The 23,077-nt window shown below is 47.7% G+C and carries 16 protein-coding genes; 2 read left to right on the top strand and 14 right to left on the bottom strand.

What is annotated here, in order from left to right; translation table 11 throughout:
• Positions 1-31: 31 nt before the first annotated feature.
• From ACMXI2_RS02735 to ACMXI2_RS02710, 6 genes are all read right to left on the bottom strand, one after another.
• On the bottom strand, positions 32-328 hold the full coding sequence (locus ACMXI2_RS02735) for a hypothetical protein (protein WP_483780194.1): 297 nt from the start codon (positions 326-328) through the stop codon (positions 32-34).
• Between the two features lie 149 nt (positions 329-477).
• The gene (locus ACMXI2_RS02730) at positions 478-1,707 is read right to left on the bottom strand and encodes a DUF4998 domain-containing protein (protein WP_483780193.1); all 1,230 of its coding nucleotides are present in this window, start codon (positions 1,705-1,707) and stop codon (positions 478-480) included.
• Positions 1,708-1,772: 65 nt separating this feature from the next.
• Positions 1,773-3,026 (bottom strand): DUF4959 domain-containing protein, encoded by a 1,254-nt coding sequence (locus ACMXI2_RS02725; protein ID WP_483780192.1) that lies wholly within the window; start codon positions 3,024-3,026, stop codon positions 1,773-1,775.
• A gap of 51 nt (positions 3,027-3,077) precedes the next feature.
• Positions 3,078-4,988, bottom strand: a complete 1,911-nt coding sequence (locus ACMXI2_RS02720; RefSeq protein WP_483780191.1) for a RagB/SusD family nutrient uptake outer membrane protein — start codon at positions 4,986-4,988, stop codon at positions 3,078-3,080.
• A 19-nt stretch (positions 4,989-5,007) separates the two neighbouring features.
• A complete protein-coding gene (locus tag ACMXI2_RS02715) occupies positions 5,008-8,232 on the bottom strand; it encodes a SusC/RagA family TonB-linked outer membrane protein (RefSeq protein ID WP_483780190.1) in 3,225 nt (1,074 codons plus the stop codon).
• A gap of 446 nt (positions 8,233-8,678) precedes the next feature.
• The gene (locus ACMXI2_RS02710) at positions 8,679-9,695 is read right to left on the bottom strand and encodes a GntR family transcriptional regulator (RefSeq protein WP_483780189.1); all 1,017 of its coding nucleotides are present in this window, start codon (positions 9,693-9,695) and stop codon (positions 8,679-8,681) included.
• Positions 9,696-9,869: 174 nt separating this feature from the next.
• Here ACMXI2_RS02710 and ACMXI2_RS02705 point away from each other — a divergent pair, with 174 nt between their 5' ends.
• The gene (locus ACMXI2_RS02705) at positions 9,870-10,316 is read left to right on the top strand and encodes a hypothetical protein (protein WP_483780188.1); all 447 of its coding nucleotides are present in this window, start codon (positions 9,870-9,872) and stop codon (positions 10,314-10,316) included.
• A 60-nt stretch (positions 10,317-10,376) separates the two neighbouring features.
• On the opposite strand, the gene ACMXI2_RS02700 is transcribed toward ACMXI2_RS02705, so the two are convergent.
• Genes ACMXI2_RS02700 through ACMXI2_RS02675 form a run of 6 tightly spaced genes read right to left on the bottom strand, consistent with a single transcriptional unit; the run spans position 10,377 to position 19,965 of the window.
• Positions 10,377-11,954 carry a RagB/SusD family nutrient uptake outer membrane protein gene (locus tag ACMXI2_RS02700; protein ID WP_483780187.1) on the bottom strand — a complete coding sequence of 526 codons (1,578 nt, stop codon included), beginning with the start codon at positions 11,952-11,954 and terminating at the stop codon, positions 10,377-10,379.
• 20 nt (positions 11,955-11,974) lie between these two features.
• Positions 11,975-15,043: a SusC/RagA family TonB-linked outer membrane protein gene (locus ACMXI2_RS02695; RefSeq protein ID WP_483780186.1), complete on the bottom strand. Its 3,069-nt coding sequence runs from the start codon at positions 15,041-15,043 to the stop codon at positions 11,975-11,977.
• Positions 15,044-15,089: 46 nt separating this feature from the next.
• The gene (locus ACMXI2_RS02690; protein ID WP_483780185.1) at positions 15,090-16,028 is read right to left on the bottom strand and encodes a glycerophosphodiester phosphodiesterase family protein; all 939 of its coding nucleotides are present in this window, start codon (positions 16,026-16,028) and stop codon (positions 15,090-15,092) included.
• Positions 16,029-16,077: 49 nt separating this feature from the next.
• Complete coding sequence (locus ACMXI2_RS02685; protein WP_483780184.1) at positions 16,078-16,806, bottom strand: MIP/aquaporin family protein; 729 nt, start codon at positions 16,804-16,806, stop codon at positions 16,078-16,080.
• 11 nt (positions 16,807-16,817) lie between these two features.
• On the bottom strand, positions 16,818-18,311 hold the full coding sequence (glpK, locus tag ACMXI2_RS02680; protein WP_483780183.1) for a glycerol kinase GlpK: 1,494 nt from the start codon (positions 18,309-18,311) through the stop codon (positions 16,818-16,820).
• 49 nt (positions 18,312-18,360) lie between these two features.
• A complete protein-coding gene (locus ACMXI2_RS02675; protein ID WP_483780182.1) occupies positions 18,361-19,965 on the bottom strand; it encodes a glycerol-3-phosphate dehydrogenase/oxidase in 1,605 nt (534 codons plus the stop codon).
• Positions 19,966-20,334: 369 nt separating this feature from the next.
• On the opposite strand from ACMXI2_RS02675, the gene ACMXI2_RS02670 reads away from it, so the two are divergent.
• Positions 20,335-21,105 (top strand): DeoR/GlpR family DNA-binding transcription regulator, encoded by a 771-nt coding sequence (locus ACMXI2_RS02670; RefSeq protein ID WP_483780181.1) that lies wholly within the window; start codon positions 20,335-20,337, stop codon positions 21,103-21,105.
• A 31-nt stretch (positions 21,106-21,136) separates the two neighbouring features.
• Here the strand turns inward: ACMXI2_RS02670 and ACMXI2_RS02665 are convergent, their stop codons facing one another.
• Complete coding sequence (locus tag ACMXI2_RS02665) at positions 21,137-21,400, bottom strand: UBP-type zinc finger domain-containing protein (protein ID WP_483780180.1); 264 nt, start codon at positions 21,398-21,400, stop codon at positions 21,137-21,139.
• A gap of 10 nt (positions 21,401-21,410) precedes the next feature.
• A complete protein-coding gene (locus tag ACMXI2_RS02660; RefSeq protein WP_483780179.1) occupies positions 21,411-23,069 on the bottom strand; it encodes an NAD(P)/FAD-dependent oxidoreductase in 1,659 nt (552 codons plus the stop codon).
• Between the last annotated feature and the right edge of the window lie 8 nt (positions 23,070-23,077).

Here is a 23,077-nt window from a genome sequence, read left to right as displayed (position 1 = left end):
AGAAGTGTTTAAATCAGCCGACAATTGGGCTTTAAAAATATAAATTATCATACTTAGCGCCAAATTGGATATCACAATAGCGCTGAGTCATATTAAACATCCCGGTAAAGCCGCCGATAGCATAACCCAGGAAGCGAGCTACCTTATGCCCCCAGTCTTTTGCATTTCTCCAGCCATAAGAAGGATTTTGCACATTGAACCGTGAACCACCATATTCGCAGTGAATGACTACCTGCAGTTGGTTATCATTGGTTATAGGCTGCGAAAATACAGTGGTTCCGCAATTGGGACATTTATTGTGCTGCATATTTACACTCCGGGCTTTCATCGCCTGGATGTAATTATAAATTTTCTACATTTGATGTGATTATTGCAAACAGGATTACTTCAGGAAAACCGGTCTTAATATAAAAAAGCAACAGGCGGAAAGCACATTACTTTCCACCTGTTGCTTTTTTATGCTGACAGTCAACTGTTTTACTGCTTGCTGTACATGGTAATTTCACTCATGTTGATAGAGTTGGCATTATTCACTGTATGCAGCACCCTGATGCGGATGTAACGCGCCGGCGGGGCCTGTGGGATGAAGTTAAACTTCATCGCTTCATTTCCGTCGTCGCCCCGGATGGCGGTGGTTAACAGCGTCCATCCTTTGCTGCTCATTTCAGCGGCCCATCCAGGATCGGTGGCATTCAGCGAAGTAGCCGCATTGGTGATATCCGCAATACCCCATACTTCAAATTCGGAAGGATTATTACAACAGTTCCTGCCTGTTTCTTCGATCTGGCCCAGGTTGTATAATTTGCCCATGTCGAAAGTAAGGGTGCGCGGCAATGGATTGTTAGAGCCGTTATCGTCACTATGGAAGATGTTAGGATAGCCCTGCGGACCTACGCTGCCATCCCATAATTTGCTGACACGGGTATCCGACTGGTAGATGCCCATATCATTTGGCAGATCGTGTTCCTGGAATAAGCTTTTATCACAGGCCACCAGTTTGTAGATATCAGGGAAAGTATCGTAGCTGTTGGTATAAAAAGTATCCAATGCACCTTTCGAAGGGATATAGGACGACTGGTAAGTTACCGCCTGGCCAGCTTTGTAGCCGGGTAAATTAACAGAATCCTGGTCGCCGGCAATCGAGGCTACTGCAGCTACACCGGCGGCATTGGTATACCTGATGGTGGTGCTGATATTAATAGTATCGGGCAAAGTAAAGAACAATGTTACAGCGCCGTCGTCACGTATTTTATAAGGCATGGCAGCGTTGGGCAGGCGGTTGTGGAGTGTGCTTTTATAAATGTTGCCGTATACATGTGCATTATCTATTTCAGTTACAATAGAGCGGTTACCGGCCGCATCGTAGGAATACAGAAAAAACGTATAGGCGTATTCGTTTAACCCGGTGATCAGGCAGCGCACTGTATCGGTAGGGTTATGCGAAGTGGCGTTGATGGTTATGGAGTCCTGCCGGTTGTTCCAGAACAATACATACTTGCTGATGCTGGGGTCTGGACTGGGCTTCCAGCCTATGACCAGGCGGCCGTTGCCGGGAAACAGCGTAATACCTGATACGGTGCCGGGATACTGCACTTCTGTATTGCCGAGGAAGTCCCGGAAGTCAGTTGCCTTCCGTGTACAGGCTATGAAGAAAAATAAACCGCAAAGTGGTAAGAGGAGTTTTGCAGCTATATGATACTTTCTCATCTCTTTATATTTTTAATAAAATAACTTTAAACAATACCGGTAAAGGGGATCAGGTAAATAATGCGCTACCTGTTATCGCCCCAAATACTGAGTTCCATGATGTGAAAGAATTCATTACTATGCGCTGCATTGGTAACGCATTCAAACCGCATGTATCTTACTTTGGGCAGGTTCAGTGAAAAGTTATATCCGAAGCCTGCGTTCCAGAGAGCCAGATCGGCATTGTCATATGCCGGTGATACCAGTCCGGATGGTTGTGCGGGCAAATGATAAACGCCCATATTGATCCATCCGCCGGGTGTTGCCTGTCCTAATGCCGGGAGGTTGGTGGTATCCGGCAATATTTCATCTACCGGCTCATCTGCACGGCCCCACATTACCCAGGTATCCGGGTTACCGTATCCCCAGAGATAATTGCCATCATCCAGGCCCCTGCCCCAGAGTGTAAACCTGCTCAGCTTTGCTACCTGCCCCATGTCGAATGTTACCCATTTTGGCAATGGCGCGGTGGTTGGATAAGTAGAGTGATAGCCTGGTCTGCCGAGATTATTGTCCCACATGTAACGCAGTTCCCATCCAAAGCTGGATCCGTCGTCGGAATTGAGTTTGTACACATTAAACCTTGATTTATCCATGATCGTTTCATAGATAGGCTTAATAGTAGCATACACCGTATCTGATATATTCCCAAATTCATCTGCCAGGTAGATGCCAAATTTTCTCGGGATGGTATCATAGCCCCTGATGCTGTAGTTGATATTTTCCTGGTTGGTATAGTTCTGGTTTTTGATTTCCATCTTCTTTGTAGTCGCATCTTCCGTGATGGTAACTACCCCGATATTATCTTTGGCGGTGTTGGTAACACTGATGTTGATACCGCCAAAATCTGCACGCATTACTACGGTAGGCAATGCCTGGAGATAAGTAGGCGTGCCGGGGTGCACGGTTACTTTTACGGGATCGGATTTTACATCCGCGCGGGTAACGGTGTACAGCGTCACCGTATAATCCTGGCTTTTTGCAAAGCCGCCTACTGCGATGGTATCGGAATAAAAGGAAGACTTGGTTTGCCTGCTTTTGGTGTCGTTGATCATGTATTCCGCCTGTACATAGAGTACATTTTTGGAATCCGGTAATGTATAGGTGATATAGGCGCCGCCGTTTTTATTGATCACCTGGATATTGGAAACCGGCTGTGGTTTTGTTTTATCGTCAGAAATTACATCATTATATCCGTCGTTTTTCTTACAGGAAAACTGGAGCATCAGTAATGTAACTACCGGTATCAACACGCGGAATATTTTATATATAGCATCCATATAAAAAATTAAAAACTGGTTTGAAATGATTTTGTCCGGGCCTGCCTGTTATCACCAATAAGGCGTTTGTACCAGGTTGGGATTGGTCAGTATGTCGTAGTCCTGGATAGGAAACAGGTAATCTCTTAGTCCAAATACCGGTTGGTAAACGTTGGTCACCTGATAGAATCCCTGGACGGTACGCTGTTTGGCGTTCCATCCCTGGAAAGGTCCGTTGAGTACTGCCTGCAGTTCTTTCCATCTTCTCAGGTCCCATCCTGCCTGTCCTTCAAAGGCCAGTTCGATTCTTCTTTCCTGGTGGATGATCGCTCTTAATCCTTCTTTAGAACCGTATTTGGCAGGGTTACGGGAGAAGTTGGACCATGCCTGTACCACTCCCGGCAAACCGGCTCGTTCCCTTACTTTATCGATATAGCTGTATACTTCTGCACCCGGACCATTTACTTCATTCAGGCATTCTGCGTATAACAGCCACAGTGCAGGTAAGCGCATGAACGGCCAGGAGTAATTGGTTTGCACGGATGTTTGTCCGAAGGCGGTTTGCCACGGCACCAGCTTCTTTGGCCAATAGCCGGTAACGTTATAACGGGTAGGGGTATACGCAGCAAAACCATTTACTGCATTTACATAGTTTGCGTTGTTATCGTCGGTGTTGGCGGAGCCAAACCAGATGCTGCCATCAAAGGCTACATCGGCGTAATACCGCGCTTCGCGGTAGAAGTTACCGCGGGCGGTGGTGTAACCTTTGCGGATATAATAGCGGTGTGCATCGTCGCCGGTTTGTAATTTATAGCGGTTGGCGTAATCCCAGGTTCTGTCTTCGTTGATCGGCACGCCGTTTTGTGTATAGAACAATTCCGACTGCGCCATTGGAACGGAGAAATTAGAGTATACGGCAAAACCGTTGGAAGCTGCATCCGCAGTTACTCTTGGCGAAGCCATATACTGCCAGCCGAATTGCGGGTTGAGGGTCCAGATCTGTTCAGTGTTCCACGGGTCGGTGAGTGCGCCTTGCAGTGTTACCAGTTGCCTGGTGCTGTCGGACATATGCACAATACCTCCGCTGGCCCTGAACTGGTAGATCGATGCACCGGTAGCTACTGCTGCATCGATCGCCACTTTGCAGGCTGTTGCGGCGCGTTGCCATTTTGTGGCATCATACGCCACGGGGAAAAGGCTTTGTCCTTCTTTTCCTTTGATGGATGCATAATCAGGGTTGCCGTTAAACAACGGGCTTGCCTGTGTAGCCAGCACTTCCGCCTTCACTGCTTTTGCAATTACAGCAGTAATGCGGCCGGCTTCAGCACCGGCATTCTGGATCACGTCCGGCAGGCTGGGGATAGCCTGATCCAGCAGGCTCACTACATAACCAAAGCAGGAGTCCACGGATTGTTGTTTCAACCTGGTTTCTTCTGTGGGCGTATTCACCGGCAGGGCCACATCAGAAATCGGAATGGGACCGTACATCCGGATAAGCCAGTAGTGATAATATGCTTTCAGGAACTTTGCTTCCGCCACCCACCTGTTGCGCTGGTATTCCGGGAGATCCAGCGGCTGATCTACGTTATCGAGAAAGGTGTTACACATGCGGATAGACTGCCACAGGTTTAAACCCATGTTATAACCATCCCAGTAGTTTAATATAGGATTGGGGCTGTTCTGCAAACCGCGCATTACGTTAAAACCGTTATCGCCGCCTGCGCCGCCAAGTGTGTTCTTATCCAGCAGGTCAATCGGAAAGATCACTTCGCCTGAGCTGGTGAAGCCCGCATTACGCCTTACGTCTGCCAGGTTTTGCATGTTGGAATAACAACCAAACAGGTAAGCCTGTGTTTCATTTGCATTAACAAATGAGCTGTTCAGCGTAGCTACATTGTCCGGTGTTACATCTAAGTATTTTTTACAGGATACTGATAAGATGACCGGCAATACTACTAACAATGTTCTTTTAAAAAATCTCATTGTTTTATATTTTTTATACTTAGAAATTAAGATTTACACCCAGGTTGAATACTTTCTGGATCGGGTAGGCAAAGCCATTACCAGCCTGCTCGGGGTCCCACAGTTTGAATTTGCTGAAGGTGAGCAGGTTCAGACCACTGAAGTATACGCGGAAGTTAGTTAACCGTAATGGAGCGATCCATCTTTTCGGGAGAGAATAACCCATTTCAACAGACTTTAACCGCATGAAACTTCCATCGCGCAACCACCAGGTGCTGGTTTGTTCGTTGTTGGCAATGTGTGAGGTAGACAACCGTGGCCAGAGGGCGTAGAGGTTCTGGTTTTCTTCCGACCAGTGATTGTCGGCATATGCCTGTAACAACTGGGCGTTGTCTACGAATGGCGCTGTAGTTTTGGGATCAATGAAGAAGGATTCCCTTGCCAGTCCCTGGAAAAATGCGCTCACATCAAAGCTCTTATACCCGAAGGAAAAACCGAAACCATAAATGATCTGTGGCGTAGTAGGCAAACCGATGGGCACCTGGTCGTCCTGGTTAATTACCCCATCGCCATTAATATCCCGGTACTTGATATCACCACCTTTAGGAAACTCGCTGCCAAAGTTTTGTACAGGTGAGTTGGCAGCTTCTTTATCATCTACAAAAAGGCGCTCGGCCACATATCCGAACTGCTGGTTTACCGGGTTACCGGTAGAGAAGCGATAAGCATATTTATACTCCGGTTCTTCGTAGTAGCGGACTTTATTATCTGTTACCGTGAGGTTGGCCATCACCGTCAACCACATATCTTTTGAAAAATTCTGTTTGTAATCGAGATGAAGATCGAAGCCTTTTGAATCTACTTTTCCGAGGTTTGCCTGGAGGTTGTCGGAGGCAGAACCTTCAATACCGGCGGTAACAGGGATATAGCCGCGTTTGATCAGGATATTGTAGCGGTTTTCGTTATACACTTCCGCGGTTACATTGAGTTTGTTGGCGATGGTCATTTCTACTGCCAGGTTACCTTTTTTAGAGGTTTCCCAGGTTACGTCCGGGTTAGGATAAGCCTGTATGGTAGTACCTTTCAGCGTGAAGCTGTTGTTGGTACCAAAGGTAGCGCCGGGGCCATTGGCGTCATCCGGCGTTACGCTGGAGAGATAGAAGAAGCGTTGGTTACCGATATTATCATTACCTACCAGTCCGTAACTGCCGCGGATCTTCAGGCGGGAGATAACTTTTGCGATACCGCCCTCCCAGAATGACTCATTGGATACCACCCAGGCGCCGCCGATAGTGGGAAAGAAGCCCCAGCGATGTTGCGGTGCAAATCTTTCTGATCCGTTGTAACCGAAGTTAAATTCAACGAAATACTTTTTATCGAATGAATAAGTAGCTCTTCCGGAAAATCCGAGGTTACGGTAAGGAAGGGATCCTAACAAACTTCCGGCATTGCCGTAAAGCGTTTGCTGACGGGTACCTATCACGGTTCCGCTCAGGTTACTTTTTCCGAAGTCGCGGTTATAATCTATAGCGCCCTGTAAATAGATGTAGCTGTAAATGTTTTTGGCGCCTTCTGAATAGCCGAGGAATTCCTGTGCCTGACCGGGTGAGCTGTTCAGCCAGTTGAGCACATATGTATTGGCATCAGCATCGTAGCTGCCCACACCGTAATAGAACGGTTTGTAGGAGCGGCTCAGGTCAAAATAAGAATAGCGGTTGGTGCTGAAAATACCCCTGAAGGTAAGCCCTTCTGTGATAAAGTTGAAATCCTGGTTCAGTTCAAACTGTGCCGACATCCTGGATTCGGAAAAGTTCTTATACCCGTACATCAGGTTGGCGTAGGGGTTATTTAACAGGGAGCCATCGTTACCGTAGGCGCTGCCAAACAGGATATGATTGGTATTGGCGTTTGCCGCATCCGGTTCATAATAGGCAGGAAATGCTACCGGGCTGGTATGCAGCGCCCTGGAATACAGGTCGGTGGCTAAGCCGGAGGCATCGCTCGTAATAGGTCCCGTATAGTCGTTAAAGTTACCCCAGAGGCGTACCACTGCTTCTGTTGTTTTGGTAATTTTTACATTCACGTTTGAGCGCAGCTGGTAGTTTTCGAACTTCATCCCGGAGTTAAAATTATTCACGGGGTTTACCTGTAAGATGCCGTTGTCGCGGGCATAAGATCCCGCGATATAATATTTGGTAACATCTGATCCGCCCTGTACGCTGAAGTTGGCGCGTTTGGTGGTGGTTTGATCTTTGAACAATGTCTTCATCCAGTCTACCGCCGGGTATACATACGGATTGCTGCCCGGCGCTTTATCGATGGTAGCTTTGGTAGCGAGTATGGTGTTAGGAGTGAAATACGGTGTAGCCAATGGGTTCCTGGTAGTTACTGCTTCATTGTATTGATTCATGAAAGTAATCGGGTCTGCCAGTTTCAGGTTTTGGGTGGGGGTTGAAATGGCATCTTCCAGGCGTACGCTTACCCTGGCTTTACCCGGTTTACCTTCTTTTGTAGTAACGAGGATCACGCCGTTGGCGCCCCTGGCTCCGTACAGGGCTGCCGCGCTGGCATCTTTCAAAATAGAAAAGCTGGCGATATCATCTACCTGTAAGCGGGCCAGATCATTGGCACTCAGTTCCACGTTGTCTACAAGAATAAGCGGACTGGCGCTGTATCCGAGGGTAGTAACCCCGCGGATAAAGAACTGTGAATTATCTGCCCCGGGCTGGCCACCGCGCTGGAAGGCGATTACGCCGGCCATCTGACCGGCCAGGGCGTTGGTTAGGTTACTGGTAGGGATCTTGAGATCCTCGGGATTGATACTGGTAACCGAGCCAACTACGGCTTCTTTTCTTTGCTTACGGCCGAATGCTGTTACTACTACTTCATCTACAGAGGCGATTACGCTTTTCAAGCGGATGTGATAATCTTTTTGTGTGGCGTTTACCGCGAACCGTTGTTCGATAAAGCCGACGAAGGTTACCTGGATGGTAGCGCCTACCGGTACATCGAGGATAAATTTACCATTCCGGTCAGTGGCTGTTCCGCTGGAACTTTTGCCATTTACCGAGATGGTAGCACCTTCCAGGGATCTGCCGGTGGTATCGGACACCGATCCGGTAATAGTTACCCGGACCGGTGTTTGCGCATAAGTGTTGCCTGCCAGCATCAACAGCAGCAGGATCAAAAGGTAGCGGGGAGTGGATAATGCCGTTGGCAAAACGGCAGTAAATCTCTTCTTGTAGCAAGTAAATTTCCTGAACATATTAAGAGCAATTATTGGAAGTATAAAAAAACCATAACGTGTATTAAAGCATCATGATGCTTCCGGATACCCCGCAGGATAAACGGCCATCATAAGTATACGTGGCATTCAGTAACTAATGTAAAAGGGAGAAAAAAGTTTTATTTCATAACGTTTGCTTCATTCATTCCATCATAACCTGGAAACTATAGTTCTATCGTAATTAATGATTGATTCTGGTATCACGTGAAACAGGAATGCGATCCTATACTACACTGTACTATCCTATACTATCCTATAGCAAATATATATTTTTTTCATAACCGCCAAAAGAAATGCGTGATTATTTTTTGCAGCGCAGCAAAAAAAAGGAGGAAGGGTTAAACGGCAATCAGGTTAGGCTAAAACAATATCATAAGAAGTGTAAGGGATACGTTTAACATGTATCCCTTACCCACACGAACGGTTTATAGTGACTTCCTCCTGATGAGCACAGTGGGGATTATTTCCTGGATTTTTTCGCGGGTTAATACAAAAGCAGCGGCCTTTTCAGCCATGAGCCTGAAATCGGTGGTATAGGTGGTGATTCCGTCGAAGATCAGTTCCTTTACGATATCATCGTTGTGCGACAGGATACCTATATCCTTACCGGGTTTGAGTTTCATTTGTTTGCAATCCTTGAGCATGGTCCACAGCTCGGCGTTGTTGATGGTGAAATACACCTTTCCTTTCTCGAGAGTGCCCGGCAGGTACTCGGGTTTGATTTCATGTTTGATATTAAAATCTTTTACAAACTTCTTAAACGCCTGGAGGATCTCTATGGGGGTATCGGCTACGGGCCGGTGATAATATACCATTCCTTTATATTGCTTGATCACGCCTGCCAGGGCAGAAAAGGCTTTGTAGGAGGACTGCTTAAACTCCTGTGCCACATAGGAATATTCACCGGGAATAGGTTCGTAGCGGTCAATCATCAGGAACTTATCCATAGGCAATGCGCCGAGGATACCGGCGGTTTTGTTATGCGGAATGGGCGCCACCACGTACATGCCATACTTGCCCTTTATGCTGTTCACGATACTTTGCAGTACCTCTATATTATTATGGTGGAAGAAAATATCGATATGCACATCCTTGCCTAAGCCGGCACGAAAGGTTTTATAGAACATTTCCTGGAAGGCGTCGAATGCAAACAATACGAGGGCAACGCGCAGGTGCTGCTTTATATTCACATTGGCCACAAAAAAGCCAACGCGGTTCCTGGGTTCTACAATTCCCCTGCTTACCAGCTCTTTATAGGCCTTTGCAATTGTTTCCCGGGCGAAACCAAACTCGTTGATCAGTTCATTTACAGAAGGCAACATATCCCCCTGTGCCAGACCTTTATTTTGTATGGCGTTTAAAATACCATTCACCAATTGTTCATGTTTGGATAATCCGCTCACCGCCTCCATCTCATAAACCTGTTCAAATACGTGGTTCATACCGGGTTAATTAAATTGTCACTGTTAAATTGCATTTTCAGGAAAACAAAGCTGCTGTCCTATTCTATACCAACAAAAATAACATTCCCTTTTTATATCTCCTGAAGAAAAAATCCCGTAAAAGTCCGGCCCAATATTCCCGTCGATTTGTTATATTCGGTCAATTTCAATAAGATGGCAAAGAAACATAGTTTTGGCCCCGAAATTACAGATGGCCAAATCGAAGAAAATATGCTTACCGCCAAAGTAAAGCTGGCTGCTATACAGGAGCCTGTTTCCCTGATGATAGATCCGGAAACGGAGAGTACTGAACCGGACGACTTTATGCCCCTGGTGGAAGAAACAAAAAAGCTGGTAGCCTACCTGGATAGTGGGAAATACCAGGAAATTGTTGACGCGGTTGCAAAGGAGATCAACGAAAGCGCCTATGGGCAGCAGGATGTGCCGCCCTCTTCTGATGAGCTGACTGCCCTCATCAATGACCTTACCTTAGCAGGCATTGAAGTATTTCCGGAGGGTTTCATGCTTAATTTTATCTCTGGAAAAATCTTTCCGGGTTCGGAGATCAAAGTACAGCTGGAGGAAGATTTCTCCATTGATGACGTATCCATCTATGACTAATAAAAAAATGCAGGTATGCAGCTACGGTGTAACTGCATACCTGCATAACATATCTGACACTTAATACCCCGCGTTCTGTTCCAGGTTAGGATTCAGATCTTTTTCCCCAACCGGGATCGGCCACCAGTAGTCGCGTAGTTTATCAAACGTACGGGTTTCAATCTTCTTACCGTTGTAATTCTCAATAGGCGCATTCATCACGGTTTCAGCGGTTTTCCAGCGGCGGATATCGTTGTAATACAATCCTTCACCGGCAAATTCCACCCTTCTCTCATGACGGATTTCCGCACGCAGCGCATCTTTGGATAAAGTATTGGAAATATGCGGCATCTTCACCCTGTCGCGGATCTTGTCGAGGGCGGCAAAGATGGTAGCATCCGGGCCACTTACTTCGTTCTGCGCTTCTGCGTACATCATCAGGATGTCGGCATATCTCAGTACAATAAAGTTGATATCCGACTGCCCGTCTTTCAGATCCGACTTATCTTTTGGCGGTGCAATACTATCATAGAGGCTATACTTCTTCATACCATAACCGGTAATAGCAAAGCGGGTAGCAGAAATAATGGCGCCGCGGTACATATCGGTGGGATAAGTGAAGGTGCCGTATAAACGGGGATCACGGCGGAGATACGGGCTGTCGGCCTTGTATCCTGAAGCCGGATCTGTAACGGGCAGTCCATTATTCATGTAGTAGGTTTTGGCCAGATCCAGCAAAGGTGCGTTGGTGTTGTACTGCGTGCAGATCAGGTCAAATGAGCTACCCTGTTGCGGGAAAACATACTGTACGTCAAAAATAACTTCCTTGTTATTTTCATTGGGCTGCAAAAACAATCCACGGTAATCGGCAAAGAGTCCGTAGCCTGTACCCGGCAGATCCATTACCGCTTTGGCGGCATCGGCAGCTGCTTTCCATTTAGCCAGATCGTTGGAAGTGTTCAGCAGCGGGCTGGCCTCATATAACAGGATCCTTGCTTTCAGCGCCATAGCTGCGCCTTTGGTGACGCGACCCATGTCGGCCCCGGTGAATTTTACCGGTAATATAGCTGCAGCACTGTCCAGGTCTTTCAACACACTTGCCACCACTTCTGCACGTGGTGTACGTGGCAGTTTGGCCTGGGTGCTTTTATCCGGCGGGTCCAGGATTAACGGCACTGCACCGTAATAATTTTCCAGGATAAAGTAGTAGAGTCCACGCAGGAAATAAGCTTCTCCTTTCATTCTTCTCCGTGCAGCCTCATCGATGGCTGTTACTTCATCTACTTTCTTAAGAAAGGTATTGCAACGGCCAATACCGCTGTAGCAATCGGAGTAACGGGCGGTAACGATACCACCGGTACTCGACATCTGTGTTCCACGGGCTATAGAGTTAAAGCTCATCGCATCCGTTTGGTTATACGCGTTGGGAGAAAGGGTTTCTTCCCAAAGCGCGGTGGCATTGTTGGAAGTTTTACCGCCAAAGATGCCCTGGTTGCGCAACACGGAGTAGCAGCCTACCAGTCCGGCGTTGGCGGCCTCCGGTGTTTGCCAGAAAGTTGATTCCGGGTAGCGGTCGTGAGGAGAAGTATCCAGCAGGCTTTTGTTGCAACCTGCAGCGAGGAGACCTGTGCAGGAAAGTAAGAGATATATCTTTTTCATACAATTCATGATTTGGATGTTTAGAAGGTAACGTTAATACCACCGTTAAAGGTTTTCAACATTGGATAAGTATACAACGTGGTTTGATCCAGTATGGATTCCGGATCGAAATCTTTATAACGGGAGAAAGTAAGCAGGTTTTCCGCATTGATAAACACACTCACTTTCTGGATCTTTGCTTTCGACAGCCATTGCTGTGGCAGCGCGTAACCCAACTGGATGTTCTTCATTCTCAGGTAGGAGTTATCCCTTAACCAGAAAGTAGAGCGCTGGAAATTATCGATGCTGCCGGTGCTGGTGGTTACGATTGGTAAACGTGCATCTGGTTTTTCAGGCGTCCACGCATCTCTTGTCCATTGCCAGGTAGCATTGGCGCCATTGTTGAACGGATAGGCAAGGTTGGCAGTAGGCAATACCTTTACACCGCCAATACCCTGAAATGCAGCGCTGAGTGTAATCCCCTTATAGCCTACATTAAATCCGAAACCATAAGTATACTTTGGTACAGATGAAGAGCTGTTCACAATTACACGATCATCGCCATTGATAATGCCATCGTTATTAACATCCTTAAATTTGATATAGCCTGGTTTTGTATTGGCAGATTGTTTTGCACTGGCAGCTATTTCTGCCTGGCTCTGGAAAATACCTTCTGCCTGTAGTATATAAAAAGACTCAATAGGAGATCCTGCCTGCGTAATGGTACCTGTACCATAAATAATCTCACCATGCAGGTCTACTACTTCATTTTTATTGTAAGCCACGCTTCCATACACATTCAAATCCACTTCACCGATATGATCACGGTATTGCGCAGTTACCTCAAGACCTGTATTATCTACCGTACCTACATTCTGTTTGGCGCCGGCAAGATTACCCACCTGGGAAGGCATACCCACTTCACGGAGGATACCATTTGTGCGTTTCTTATACGCATCAACGGTAAGGCCTATACGATTATTCCACAGGTTAACATCAAGGCCAACATTGTAAGTGTTTGTAATTTCCCACCGGAGGGTAGAATCCGCATCTGCAACTTTTCCCGCTCCGGAATTTAATATGCCGCCGAAACTATAGTCTTGACCAAGATTTACTGTTGGTTCTGTAGTGTATAGTGCAATGGCCTGGTTACCTAATTTACCGGCGGAAGCGCGCAGCTTCAGCACGTTGATGAAATCAGAATGAAAGAAAGCTTCTTTATCAATGCGCCAGCCGGCGGATACAGAAGGGAAAAACGCCCAGCGGCTATGTCTTCCGAGGCGGCTGGAACCATCATAACGGAAGGTAGCTTCCAACAGGTATTTACCATCGTAATCGTAGTTAACACGACCAAAATAAGATTCCAGTACATCGCGGGTAAGATTTCCTGAGGTAGCGTTCCAGGTGGTACCTGCGCTTAAAGCATCCAGTCGCCCGTCCAGGTAACCATACATACTGGCTGCCCATGAGTCTGAATCGAAGTTATCGTAACTCGCGCCCAGCATAGCAGAGAGGTTATGTTTCTCTTTAAACTGGTGTTTCCAGTCGAGCGTGTTATAAAAATGGATGTTCATATCATTATAATCCGTTTTAGCTGACCGTGGTGCAGTAGCCGGGCTGTTCCAGTTGATGGCGGCGCCTGTTTTCGGATTAAAGGTTTGCATACGTGGTGTAAAGCCGCTGAGCAAGCCATCATATTTATCCACACCGAATTTGATATTATAGTTGATATCAAAAGGCAGTTTATACTCTGCAAAAACGGTAGTCAGGAAGCGTTGGATCTGTTTGGTCTGTAAACCGTTGTATGCCAGCATACGTGGGTTTTCCCAATTGTTACGGCCGGCGGTTCTGAGCCAGGTATTACCATAGCGGCCATCTGCCAGCGTATCTGTGAGAATAGGCAATGTACGGGCCAGGTAAGTCCACGTATCTGTATAAAACGGCGTGGTGTAGGTTCTGTAATAACCATCCATCGTGATACCGGCGCGCAAACGTTTGGATACCTCCATCGAAGCATTCAGTCCGACAGAATATTTCTTTTCATGGTTGCCTGGTCCGAAAAGGATACCGTTCCTGTCGAGATAACCAAGTGACAGGCGGTATTGGTATTTATCAGAACTACCGGAAATGCTCAGGTCATGTTTTTGGATCACGCCGTTTTTCAGCGCAATTTTATACCAATCGTTTGCGGGATAGGTGAAAGGATCTGTAGCCATTCCTTTCTGATACTCTTCAATATCGGCATCCTTGTATTCAATCGCTTTATCTTCATTGATGAGCGCCTGGTTTTTCAGTTTCATGTAAACGATAGGATCGGTGATTACATCCGGCAGGTAAGTAGCTTTCTGCTGACCGTAGTAGTAACTGTAGTTAACGCGGGAACTACCTCTTCCTTTTTTAGTGGTAACGAGGATAACGCCGTTGGAACCGCGGGAGCCGTAAATGGCTGCAGCGGCGTCTTTCAGTACAGTAACCGTTTCAATATCGTTTGGATTGAGTTCATCCATAGCGTATTCAATACCATCTACCAATACCAGCGGGTCGTTGGCCCTGGAATCGGTGCTGCCAAAGGTATTCACTCCCCTGATGCGGATGGTGCTGCGATCCACACCCGGCTGGCTGTTGCTCAGGTTAGCGAATACGCCGGGTACGCCGTGCAATGCATTACTCACGTTGGTAAGCGGCTGGCCTTCCTTGTCCACCATATTTACAGTAGTAATGGCGCCGGTGAGGGTGGCTTTTTTCTGCGTACCATAACCTACTACCACTACGTCGTTTAGTTTTTGAATATCTTCCTGCAGTACTACCAGTACAGTAGCAGATTTTACTTTCACCTCTTTGGGCAGGTAGCCTATAAAGGTGAATTTCAGTGTAGCGTCTTTAGGTGCCTTGAGTTTAAAAGCACCGTTTACATCGGTGGCAGCGCCACGGCTGGTTCCCGCTACCTGGACGTTCACTCCTATCAATGGAGTGCCGTTGGCGGCGGTTACCTTACCGGTAACGGGAATATCCTGCGCCTGCAGGGATAAGCTGCCGGCGCCGATGATCCCGATACACAGCAACAGGAAAGTCGCCGGCTTTAACAGGCAGAATCGTGAAAAGAATTTCATAAGTGTGTTTGTTTTTTTTGTTAGTATTCTGGTAGATAAATAATGGTCAGAGCCCTGCTTCGCGTAACCTGTTTGGATAATCGGTAATAATACCATCAACGTCCAGTGCTTTCAGTTTTTTCATTTCGTTAACATCGTCCACTGTCCACGGAACAATCTTAATATTTTTAGCGTGGCATTTGCTCACCAGCTCCGGTGTTACCAGCTTATAGTATGGATTATAGAAAAACGGGGTAAAGCCCAGTTGTGCCAGGTGTTGATCTAACCCGTTCTTTTTATCAGCTGTCAGAAATCCAAGTGCCATATCAGGATACCTGCGGTGCAGTACCTGTAGTGGACGCATGTCGAAAGACTGCACCAGCAGCCGTTTTCCAAGTGGTTGTAATTGTTTTACGGCCATCAGTTTGTCTATATACGCTTCCGGCGCCGGTTGTTCTTTACCATCTGTTTTTTCGGAAGATTTTATTTCCAGCAGATAATAAGGCGCTGACAGGTGATGCGCTTTCGTATAGGCTTCCACGGAGTCTATCATTTCAGACAGCAGTGGTGCGTAGGAGCGCATGTGCTGTTGCTCCGGGTAGGCCGGGTATGGTTTTTCACCAATGATAAACGGGCGGATGTCAGCATAGTTCATCTGGTAAAAAACATAGTCCGTGTGTTTCTCCGCGGGGATATCTTTTCCATCCGGCATGGTGGTATACGATGGCGTAAACGAGGCATCGTGGTATACCATTACCTGTCCGTCTTTGGTGATATGCACATCAAACTCAATGGTATTGGCGCCTTCAGTCAATCCGCGGTACATCGCGGGAATGGTATTCTCCGGCATCAGGCCCCTCGTGCCGCGATGTCCTACTGTATAAAAAGAAGGATACCCGCTTTTTGCAGCAGTGGTTGTTTTGGTTGTTTTGCAGGCGCCAAAGGCGCATACAGCAGCTACTGCCATTGCGCTGCCTATAAGACTGATATTGATCTTTTTTCTCATTGTGCGTGGTTCTAACGTGTTATTAATTGCGTATATCGGTAAACGTTATTTACTTCAGTAACAGGTATAATGAAGCGGCGAGTACAGCGCCGGCCAGTGGTCCGAAAACGGGCACCCAGGAATAGTTCCAGTCGCTGTGTCCTTTTCCTTTTATAGGCAGCAGTGCATACATGATACGCGGACCCAGATCCCTGGCCGGATTGATGGCGTAGCCGGTAGTACCTCCCAGGGATAACCCGATAGACCATACCAGCAGCATAACCGGCAGTGCGCCGAGAGAGCCCAGGCCCATAGGCGTTTTCTCCGGTCCTACTTCTGCAGTGGTAAAATAGAAGATGGTAAAAAGTAATACAAAGGTGCCGGTAGCTTCGCAGATGAAGTTGCGCCAGGTATTTCGTATAGCCGGCTCCGTGCAAAACACGGCACGCTGTAATCCCTTGTCCGGTGTGTTATTGAGATGATCTTTGTAATTGAGCCATACCAGTGTAGTGCCCAGCATAGCGCCCAGCATTTGCATGGCAATAAACAAAGGCACCTCTGCCCAGTTGAACTTACCGGCTGCTGCCAGTGCGATGGTAACAGCGGGATTAAGGTGTGCGCCGCTATAAGGGCCGGCGAACACTACTCCAACAAATACGGCCAGTGCCCAGCCGGTGGTGATCACGATCCAGCCGCTGCTGTTACCTTTGGTTTGATGCAGTACCACGTTGGCTACCACGCCGTTTCCCAGCAGCAGCAATAAGGCGGTACCTATTAATTCAGCTAAATAAGGATACATAGTTTATAATTTTATTGGTGAGCCCATGCTTTTGCGGCGTTTACTGCGCGGTTCCATCCATTGATCCATTGCTGCCGTTGTTCCTGTTCTAATTTTGGAGAGAAGCATTTTTCCATTTTCCACTGGCTGGCAATCTCCTCCAGGTTCTGCCAGTAGCCGGTGGCCAGTCCGGCAAGATAGGCTGCTCCCAGGGCGGTTGTTTCTGTAATGCCCGGGCGCACTACTTTTGTTTCCAGGATATCTGCCTGGAACTGCATCAACAGATTGTTGCCGGTAGCGCCGCCATCTACTCTTAATTCCTTTATGCTGATGTTGGCATCTGCTTCCATTGCTTTCAGCACTTCCATTGTTTGATAGGCGATACTTTCCAGTGCGGCGCGTGCAATGTGCGCAGCGTTGGTGCCGCGTGTCATGCCTACGAGTGTGCCGCGTGCGTGCTGGTCCCAGTGCGGGGCGCCCAGTCCTGCAAAGGCAGGTACCAGGTATACGCCGTCGTTTTGTTCCACGCTGGCGGCCAGTGCTTCCACTTCAGAAGAGGCCCGGATGATACCGAGACCGTCGCGCAGCCACTGTACAATAGCGCCGGCGATAAAGATGCTGCCTTCGAGTGCGTACTGTACCTGGCCGTTTACTTTCCAGGCTACTGTGGTGAGGAGATTATTTTTGCTGATGATGGGTGTATCGCCGATGTTCATCAGCATAAAACAACCGGTGCCATAGGTGTTTTTCACCATGCCGGGAGCAGTACACATTTGTCCGAAGAGGGCTGCGTGCTGATCGCCGGCAATGCCTGCAATGGGGATCTGTACGGCGAAGATGCCGGGGGCGGTTTCGCCGCATACTTCGCTGGACTGTTTTACTTCCGGCAGCATAGATGCCGGGATATCCAGCATGGCCAGCAGTTCATTGTCCCATGCCTGCGTGTGGATATTAAACAGCATGGTGCGGGAGGCATTGGTGATATCGGTTGCATGCACCGCGCCGTGGGTGAGGTTCCAGATCAGCCAGGCGTCTACCGTTCCGAAAGCCAGCTTGCCTTCGTTGGCGCGTTCCCGTGCCCCGGGCACATTATCCAGGATCCACCTGATTTTTGTTCCGGAGAAGTAGGCGTCAATAACAAGACCCGTTTTTTCGCGTACCAGCGTTTCTTTGCCCGCAGCTTTGAGATCGTCGCAGAAACCTGCGGTGCGCCTGTCCTGCCACACGATGGCATTGTACACCGGCTTACCGCTTTCACGGTCCCATACCAGGGTGGTTTCCCGTTGATTGGTGATGCCAATGGCAGCGATGTTACCGCCTTCCAGTCCTACTTTCGCCATTGCTTCTGTGGCTACGCCGATCTGGCTGCTCCATATTTCAGCGGGATCGTGTTCCACCCATCCGGGTTGCGGGAACAGTTGTGTAAATTCTTTCTGCGCCGTGGAAATAATTGCGCCGGCTTTGTCGAAGATAATGGCCCGTGAGCTGGTTGTGCCCTGATCCATTGCCATAATGTATCTGATCATGTTTTTCTTTTTCTACGTGGATTTTTACGTGGATGTTTTTTCGTTTAGTCTATGCCGTAACCTTCAGTTGTTTATAGGTAGTGCCATTTTTCAGGAGATAGTGTTGTGCTACCTGTATAAAATCCTTCACCTGTTTTTGTTGCCAGGTGATGTCTTTGTCCATTTCTGCGGCCATGACAGCGGCTATTGCGGGCGCCATGTCTATAGCGGCCTGCGCATCCAGGAAGAGTGCGCGCAAACGCCTGGCCAGCACATCTTCCACGGTTTGGGCCATTTCATGCTTCACGGCCCAGATCACCTGCGCTTTGATGTAAGGCAGGCGTGGGTGCAGCTGTTCTTTCATTTCGGGATACAGCGATATAAATGCCTGTATCCTGGCGGCGTCGCTGCCGTATACATCCAGCGGTGCGGGCGCAGAAGGTTGTTGCTGGTACCCGTGGATATGCAGTGATTTTGTTTTGCATCCTACCGGTACCAGTCCGCCGGTTTTAATTGCCTGATCAACTGTATCTTCTGCCATCCTGCGGAAGGTGGTCCATTTGCCGCCGGTGATGGTAATCAGTCCGGAAGGTGCTACCAGTATTTTATGACTGCGGGAAATTTCCTTTGTGCTGCCGGTTTCTTTTTGTGGCGCTGCCAGCGGGCGTAATCCGGCGAATACGCTGAGTACATCTTCACGTTTCGGTGGGCGATCGAGGTATTTGCCTGCGGTGTTTAAGATAAAGCTGATCTCTTCTTCCAGTGCGATGGGTTCCATGCTGTGTTCATCGAGCGGTGTATCGGTGGTTCCCAGCAGTACTTTGTTATTCCAGGGCACTGCAAACAAAACGCGGCCATCGTCCGTTTTCGGGATCATGATAGCGCTTTTGCTGTTGAGGAAAGAAGGATCCAGCACCAGGTGTACACCCTGACTGGGTTTCACCATATTGGGCGCTGCCGGGTTATCCAGTTGCAGTACTTCGTCTACAAATACGCCGGTGGCGTTGATCACTGTTTTAGCGTGGAGTGTAAAGGTTTCATTGGTTTCCAGGTTCTGCGTACGTACGCCGCTTATTTTGCCGGCGCTGTTTTTAACGAGGCCGTTTACTTTGAAGTAGTTGAGCAGCACTGCGCCGTTTTCAGCGGCAGTTTGTGCGATATCTACTGCCAGGCGGGCATCATCAAACTGTCCGTCGTGATAAACGATTCCTCCTTTCAGTCCTTCTTTCCGGATGGTAGGCAGCCTGTTGATCACTTCTGCCCTGCCGATATGCCGGGAGCGTCCGAGGCTCAGTTTTCCGGACAGGAGATCATAAATCTTGAGGCCAATGGTATAAAAGGGGCCCTGCCACCAGTTATACTGCGGGATGATAAATTGCTGGTTGTGGGCCAGGTGCGGGGCATTATTAAGCAGCAGTCCTCTTTCGTACAGGGCTTCCCGTACGAGGGCGATATCGCCCTGCGCCAGGTATCTTACGCCGCCGTGTACCAGTTTGGTACTGCGACTGGAAGTTCCTTTGGCAAAATCGGCCTGTTCCAGCAACAAGGTCCTGTAATTCCTGGTGGCAGCATCCATAGCGATACCAAGACCGGTAGCTCCACCGCCTATAATGATAAGATCCCACGGTTGTTCACCGGCTTCCTTTAATTGCCTGATTGATTCAGTTCTTTTCATTTTATCTCCCTATAGCTTTTAATTAGTTTCATTTGTTTTCTTTGCAATAGTAATAAAAACAAAAAGAAATAATTCGAAACCAAAGTATAAAATAAAATGAAAAAGGTGAAAAAGTTATTGATGAGTGGAAAAGAAATAAAAAGAAAAATATAAATTACTATAAATCAATATTATTACATATAATTATAACATCTCTATAACTTCATTTTATTTCATATTTTATTTAATAAGATGAAAATGAAGGATATTAACCGGCCAATATGTAACCATAGTTAACTAATTGAAATAAAATTACCGGATATTTGTAAGGAGCTTTTTTTTTCAGATTATCCCGTGTCAACACACTTTAATACGTTATTTTTATCTGATATGTCTATGATCAATATTGCGGAACGTCATAAGTTTATTCTCGGCAAACTGCACGAGAAAGGATATGTTAATGTACTGGAGCTATGTAAGGAGCTGGATGTATCGGGCGTGACTATACGAAAAGATCTCAAGCTGCTGGAGGACAAGTCGCTGTTATTCCGTTCACACGGAGGCGCTACGGTTCACAATCCATATACAATGGACAAACCGGTGAATGAAAAGGAAAATATCCGCCGGGAGGAAAAACAAAATATAGGGCAGGCTGCCGCCGCACTCATCGTGCCGAATGATGCTATTATTATAGCCTCCGGTACTTCTGTACAGGCGCTGGCAAAAAATATCCAACCCAAAGGGCATCTTACCGTAATAACCGGCGCGCTGAACGTAGCGCTGGAATTGCTACGCCGGCCGGAGATTGAAGTGATCCAGCTTGGCGGACATCTCCGTAACAGCTCTACTTCTGTTACCGGATCATATGCAGAAAAAATTCTGGAAGATTTCTCCTGTAGTAAATTGTTCCTCGGCGTGGATGGTATCGACCTGGAGTTTGGGCTCACCACCACCAATATTATGGAAGCGCACCTGAACCAGAAAATGATGGCTACGGCGCAGAAAACCATTGTACTCGCTGATTCCAGCAAATTCGGAAAGCGGGGCTTCGGGCGCATTTGTTCCCTGGAAGAAATAGATGAAGTGATTACCGACAGCGGTATCTCCGGACATATTGTTAAGAAAATGGAAGATATGGGCGTGAAAGTAACGGTAGTGTAAGAGGAAGACGATTGCCTTCCTCTTTTTTTATTTAATACTCCGCAAACGCCCCGTCTTTATAACACCACAACCACTGTTCTCCCGGCTCCGCAGAAGATATCACCGGATGATCCGTTTGATGATAATGCTGCGTCATGTGCTTTGCGGGCGAGTCGTCGCAACAAAGCGTAACGCCGCAGGTTTGACAGGTACGCAGGTGCAGCCATTTACCATGATGTTTTACGCATTCTTCGCAAACATGGTCGGCGCTAACTTTTACTTCGGTAATTGCTTCAAGGTGTGAACATAAAGCCATAAAAAAGATTTTAAACTTCTGCCAGGTACTTATGCACCAGGCTAATACTCATGGAGCCTTCTCCTACGGCGGAGGCCACGCGGCTCATAGCGCCGGACCGTACATCACCGGCAGCAAAGATGCCGGGACAGCTGGTTTCCAGCAGATAGGGTTCGCGGGTGAGCTTCCAGAGTTTACCAAAATAATCAAATGATTTCATTTCCCTGCCGGTTTGCACATAGCCTTTTTCATCTTTGATGATGAGATCTCCCAGCCAATCGGTGTAAGGTCTGGCGCCAATAAAAATATATAACGCATCCGCAGGCACCTCTTTTACTTCATGTGTCTGCAGGTTTTCTATCTTCAGCTTTCCCAGCCGGTCGGTGCCCGAAGCCTCCACTATTTCACTGTTGTTCAGAATACTGATATTGGGGATATCCCGGATTTGGTCTATCAGGTACGACGACATGGTAGCGTTGAGATTTTCTTTCCGGATAAGGATGAATACTTCCTTTGCGAACTTAGACAGGTACACTGCTGCCTGGCCGGCGGAGTTACCGCCTCCCAGGATGTACACGCTGCGGTCGCGGCAGGAGGCGGCTTCCGTGGTAGCGGCGCCGTAGTAGATCCCTGCCCCGGTGAACTTTTCTATGCCAACGGTGTCCAGCTTGCGGTAATCTACCCCCGTGGTGATTACAACAGCGCGTGCATGTATTTCTGTGCCGTTTTCCAGGCAAACAATTTTGTAATCTGCTTTAAGCTTGATTTCTTTTACAGATTGTGGCGATAAGAATTCCGTACCAAACCTGGTGGCCTGCGTAATTGCGCGGCGGGTGAGTTCTGCGCCGCTCAATCCCGAAGGGAAGCCCAGGTAGTTTTCAATACGGGAACTGGTGCCTGCCTGTCCGCCGGGTGCATGGCGTTCTATCAGCAGGGTTTTTAATCCTTCGGAGGCGCCGTATACGGAGGCGGCCAATCCTGCAGGACCGGCGCCGATGATCACTACATCGTAGATCTCGTTTTTCAGCGTAGGATTCAATCCAATTTTCGCCGCAATATCAATAATGGCGGGGGCCGTCATTACTTCGCCATTTTCCAGTATTACCAAGGGTAAAGCGGATGTATCCAGGTTATTCAGCTGCAACAGCAATTTTCCTTCATCGCTGTTAGCATCAATGGAATGATAGGGAATCAGGTTGCTCGCTAAAAATTCCTTCATGCGGTAGGCATCTGACGAAAAAGGATAACCTACTACTTTTATCCCCTGAAATTCGGGCCGGTAGTCGGTTTGCCAGTCGTCCAGCAGATCATTGATAACGGGATACAGCTTTTCTTCCGGCGGGTCCCAGGGTTTCTGGAGATAGTAATCCAGCCTTAGTTCATTGATGGCTTTTATAGCGGCGTTGGTATCGGAGTAAGCGGTGAGTAATACCCGCTTAGCGGCGGGAAATATTTCCATTGCCTGCTGCAAAAAGTCGACACCTTCCATTTCCGGCATCCGCTGATCGGAAATAAATATGGCTACAGTGTCGTTCCTGTTTTTCAGTTCCACCAGGCTTTGCAGCGCTTCGTTGGCAGAAAGCGTACTTAATATGCGGTACGACTTCCTGTAGTACGATTTCAGGTCCTGCGTGATGGCGTTCAGCACCTGTCTATCATCATCTATAACAAATATTATGGGCAGACTCATATCTTCTA

Source organism: Chitinophaga sp. G7 BAM 1005, from assembly GCF_057126945.1.
The sequence above is the reverse complement of the archived record's forward strand: the minus strand, read 5'-3'. Positions and strand labels throughout refer to the sequence as shown.

Excerpts from the sequence above, each read along its gene's own strand:
- ACMXI2_RS02735 (WP_483780194.1), bottom strand. The coding sequence starts at position 328 with ATGAAAGCCCGGAGTGTAAATATGCAGCACAATAAATGTCCCAATTGC.
- ACMXI2_RS02705 (WP_483780188.1), top strand. The coding sequence starts at position 9,870 with ATGGCAAAGAAACATAGTTTTGGCCCCGAAATTACAGATGGCCAAATC.
- ACMXI2_RS02665 (WP_483780180.1), bottom strand. The coding sequence starts at position 21,400 with ATGGCTTTATGTTCACACCTTGAAGCAATTACCGAAGTAAAAGTTAGC.
- ACMXI2_RS02660 (WP_483780179.1), bottom strand. The coding sequence starts at position 23,069 with ATGAGTCTGCCCATAATATTTGTTATAGATGATGATAGACAGGTGCTG.
- ACMXI2_RS02720 (WP_483780191.1), bottom strand. The coding sequence starts at position 4,988 with ATGAGATTTTTTAAAAGAACATTGTTAGTAGTATTGCCGGTCATCTTA.
- ACMXI2_RS02670 (WP_483780181.1), top strand. The coding sequence starts at position 20,335 with ATGTCTATGATCAATATTGCGGAACGTCATAAGTTTATTCTCGGCAAA.
- ACMXI2_RS02700 (WP_483780187.1), bottom strand. The coding sequence starts at position 11,954 with ATGAAAAAGATATATCTCTTACTTTCCTGCACAGGTCTCCTCGCTGCA.
- ACMXI2_RS02725 (WP_483780192.1), bottom strand. The coding sequence starts at position 3,026 with ATGGATGCTATATATAAAATATTCCGCGTGTTGATACCGGTAGTTACA.
- ACMXI2_RS02730 (WP_483780193.1), bottom strand. The coding sequence starts at position 1,707 with ATGAGAAAGTATCATATAGCTGCAAAACTCCTCTTACCACTTTGCGGT.
- glpK (WP_483780183.1), bottom strand. The coding sequence starts at position 18,311 with ATGATCAGATACATTATGGCAATGGATCAGGGCACAACCAGCTCACGG.
- ACMXI2_RS02685 (WP_483780184.1), bottom strand. The coding sequence starts at position 16,806 with ATGTATCCTTATTTAGCTGAATTAATAGGTACCGCCTTATTGCTGCTG.
- ACMXI2_RS02675 (WP_483780182.1), bottom strand. The coding sequence starts at position 19,965 with ATGAAAAGAACTGAATCAATCAGGCAATTAAAGGAAGCCGGTGAACAA.
- ACMXI2_RS02715 (WP_483780190.1), bottom strand. The coding sequence starts at position 8,232 with ATGTTCAGGAAATTTACTTGCTACAAGAAGAGATTTACTGCCGTTTTG.
- ACMXI2_RS02695 (WP_483780186.1), bottom strand. The coding sequence starts at position 15,043 with ATGAAATTCTTTTCACGATTCTGCCTGTTAAAGCCGGCGACTTTCCTG.
- ACMXI2_RS02710 (WP_483780189.1), bottom strand. The coding sequence starts at position 9,695 with ATGAACCACGTATTTGAACAGGTTTATGAGATGGAGGCGGTGAGCGGA.
- ACMXI2_RS02690 (WP_483780185.1), bottom strand. The coding sequence starts at position 16,028 with ATGAGAAAAAAGATCAATATCAGTCTTATAGGCAGCGCAATGGCAGTA.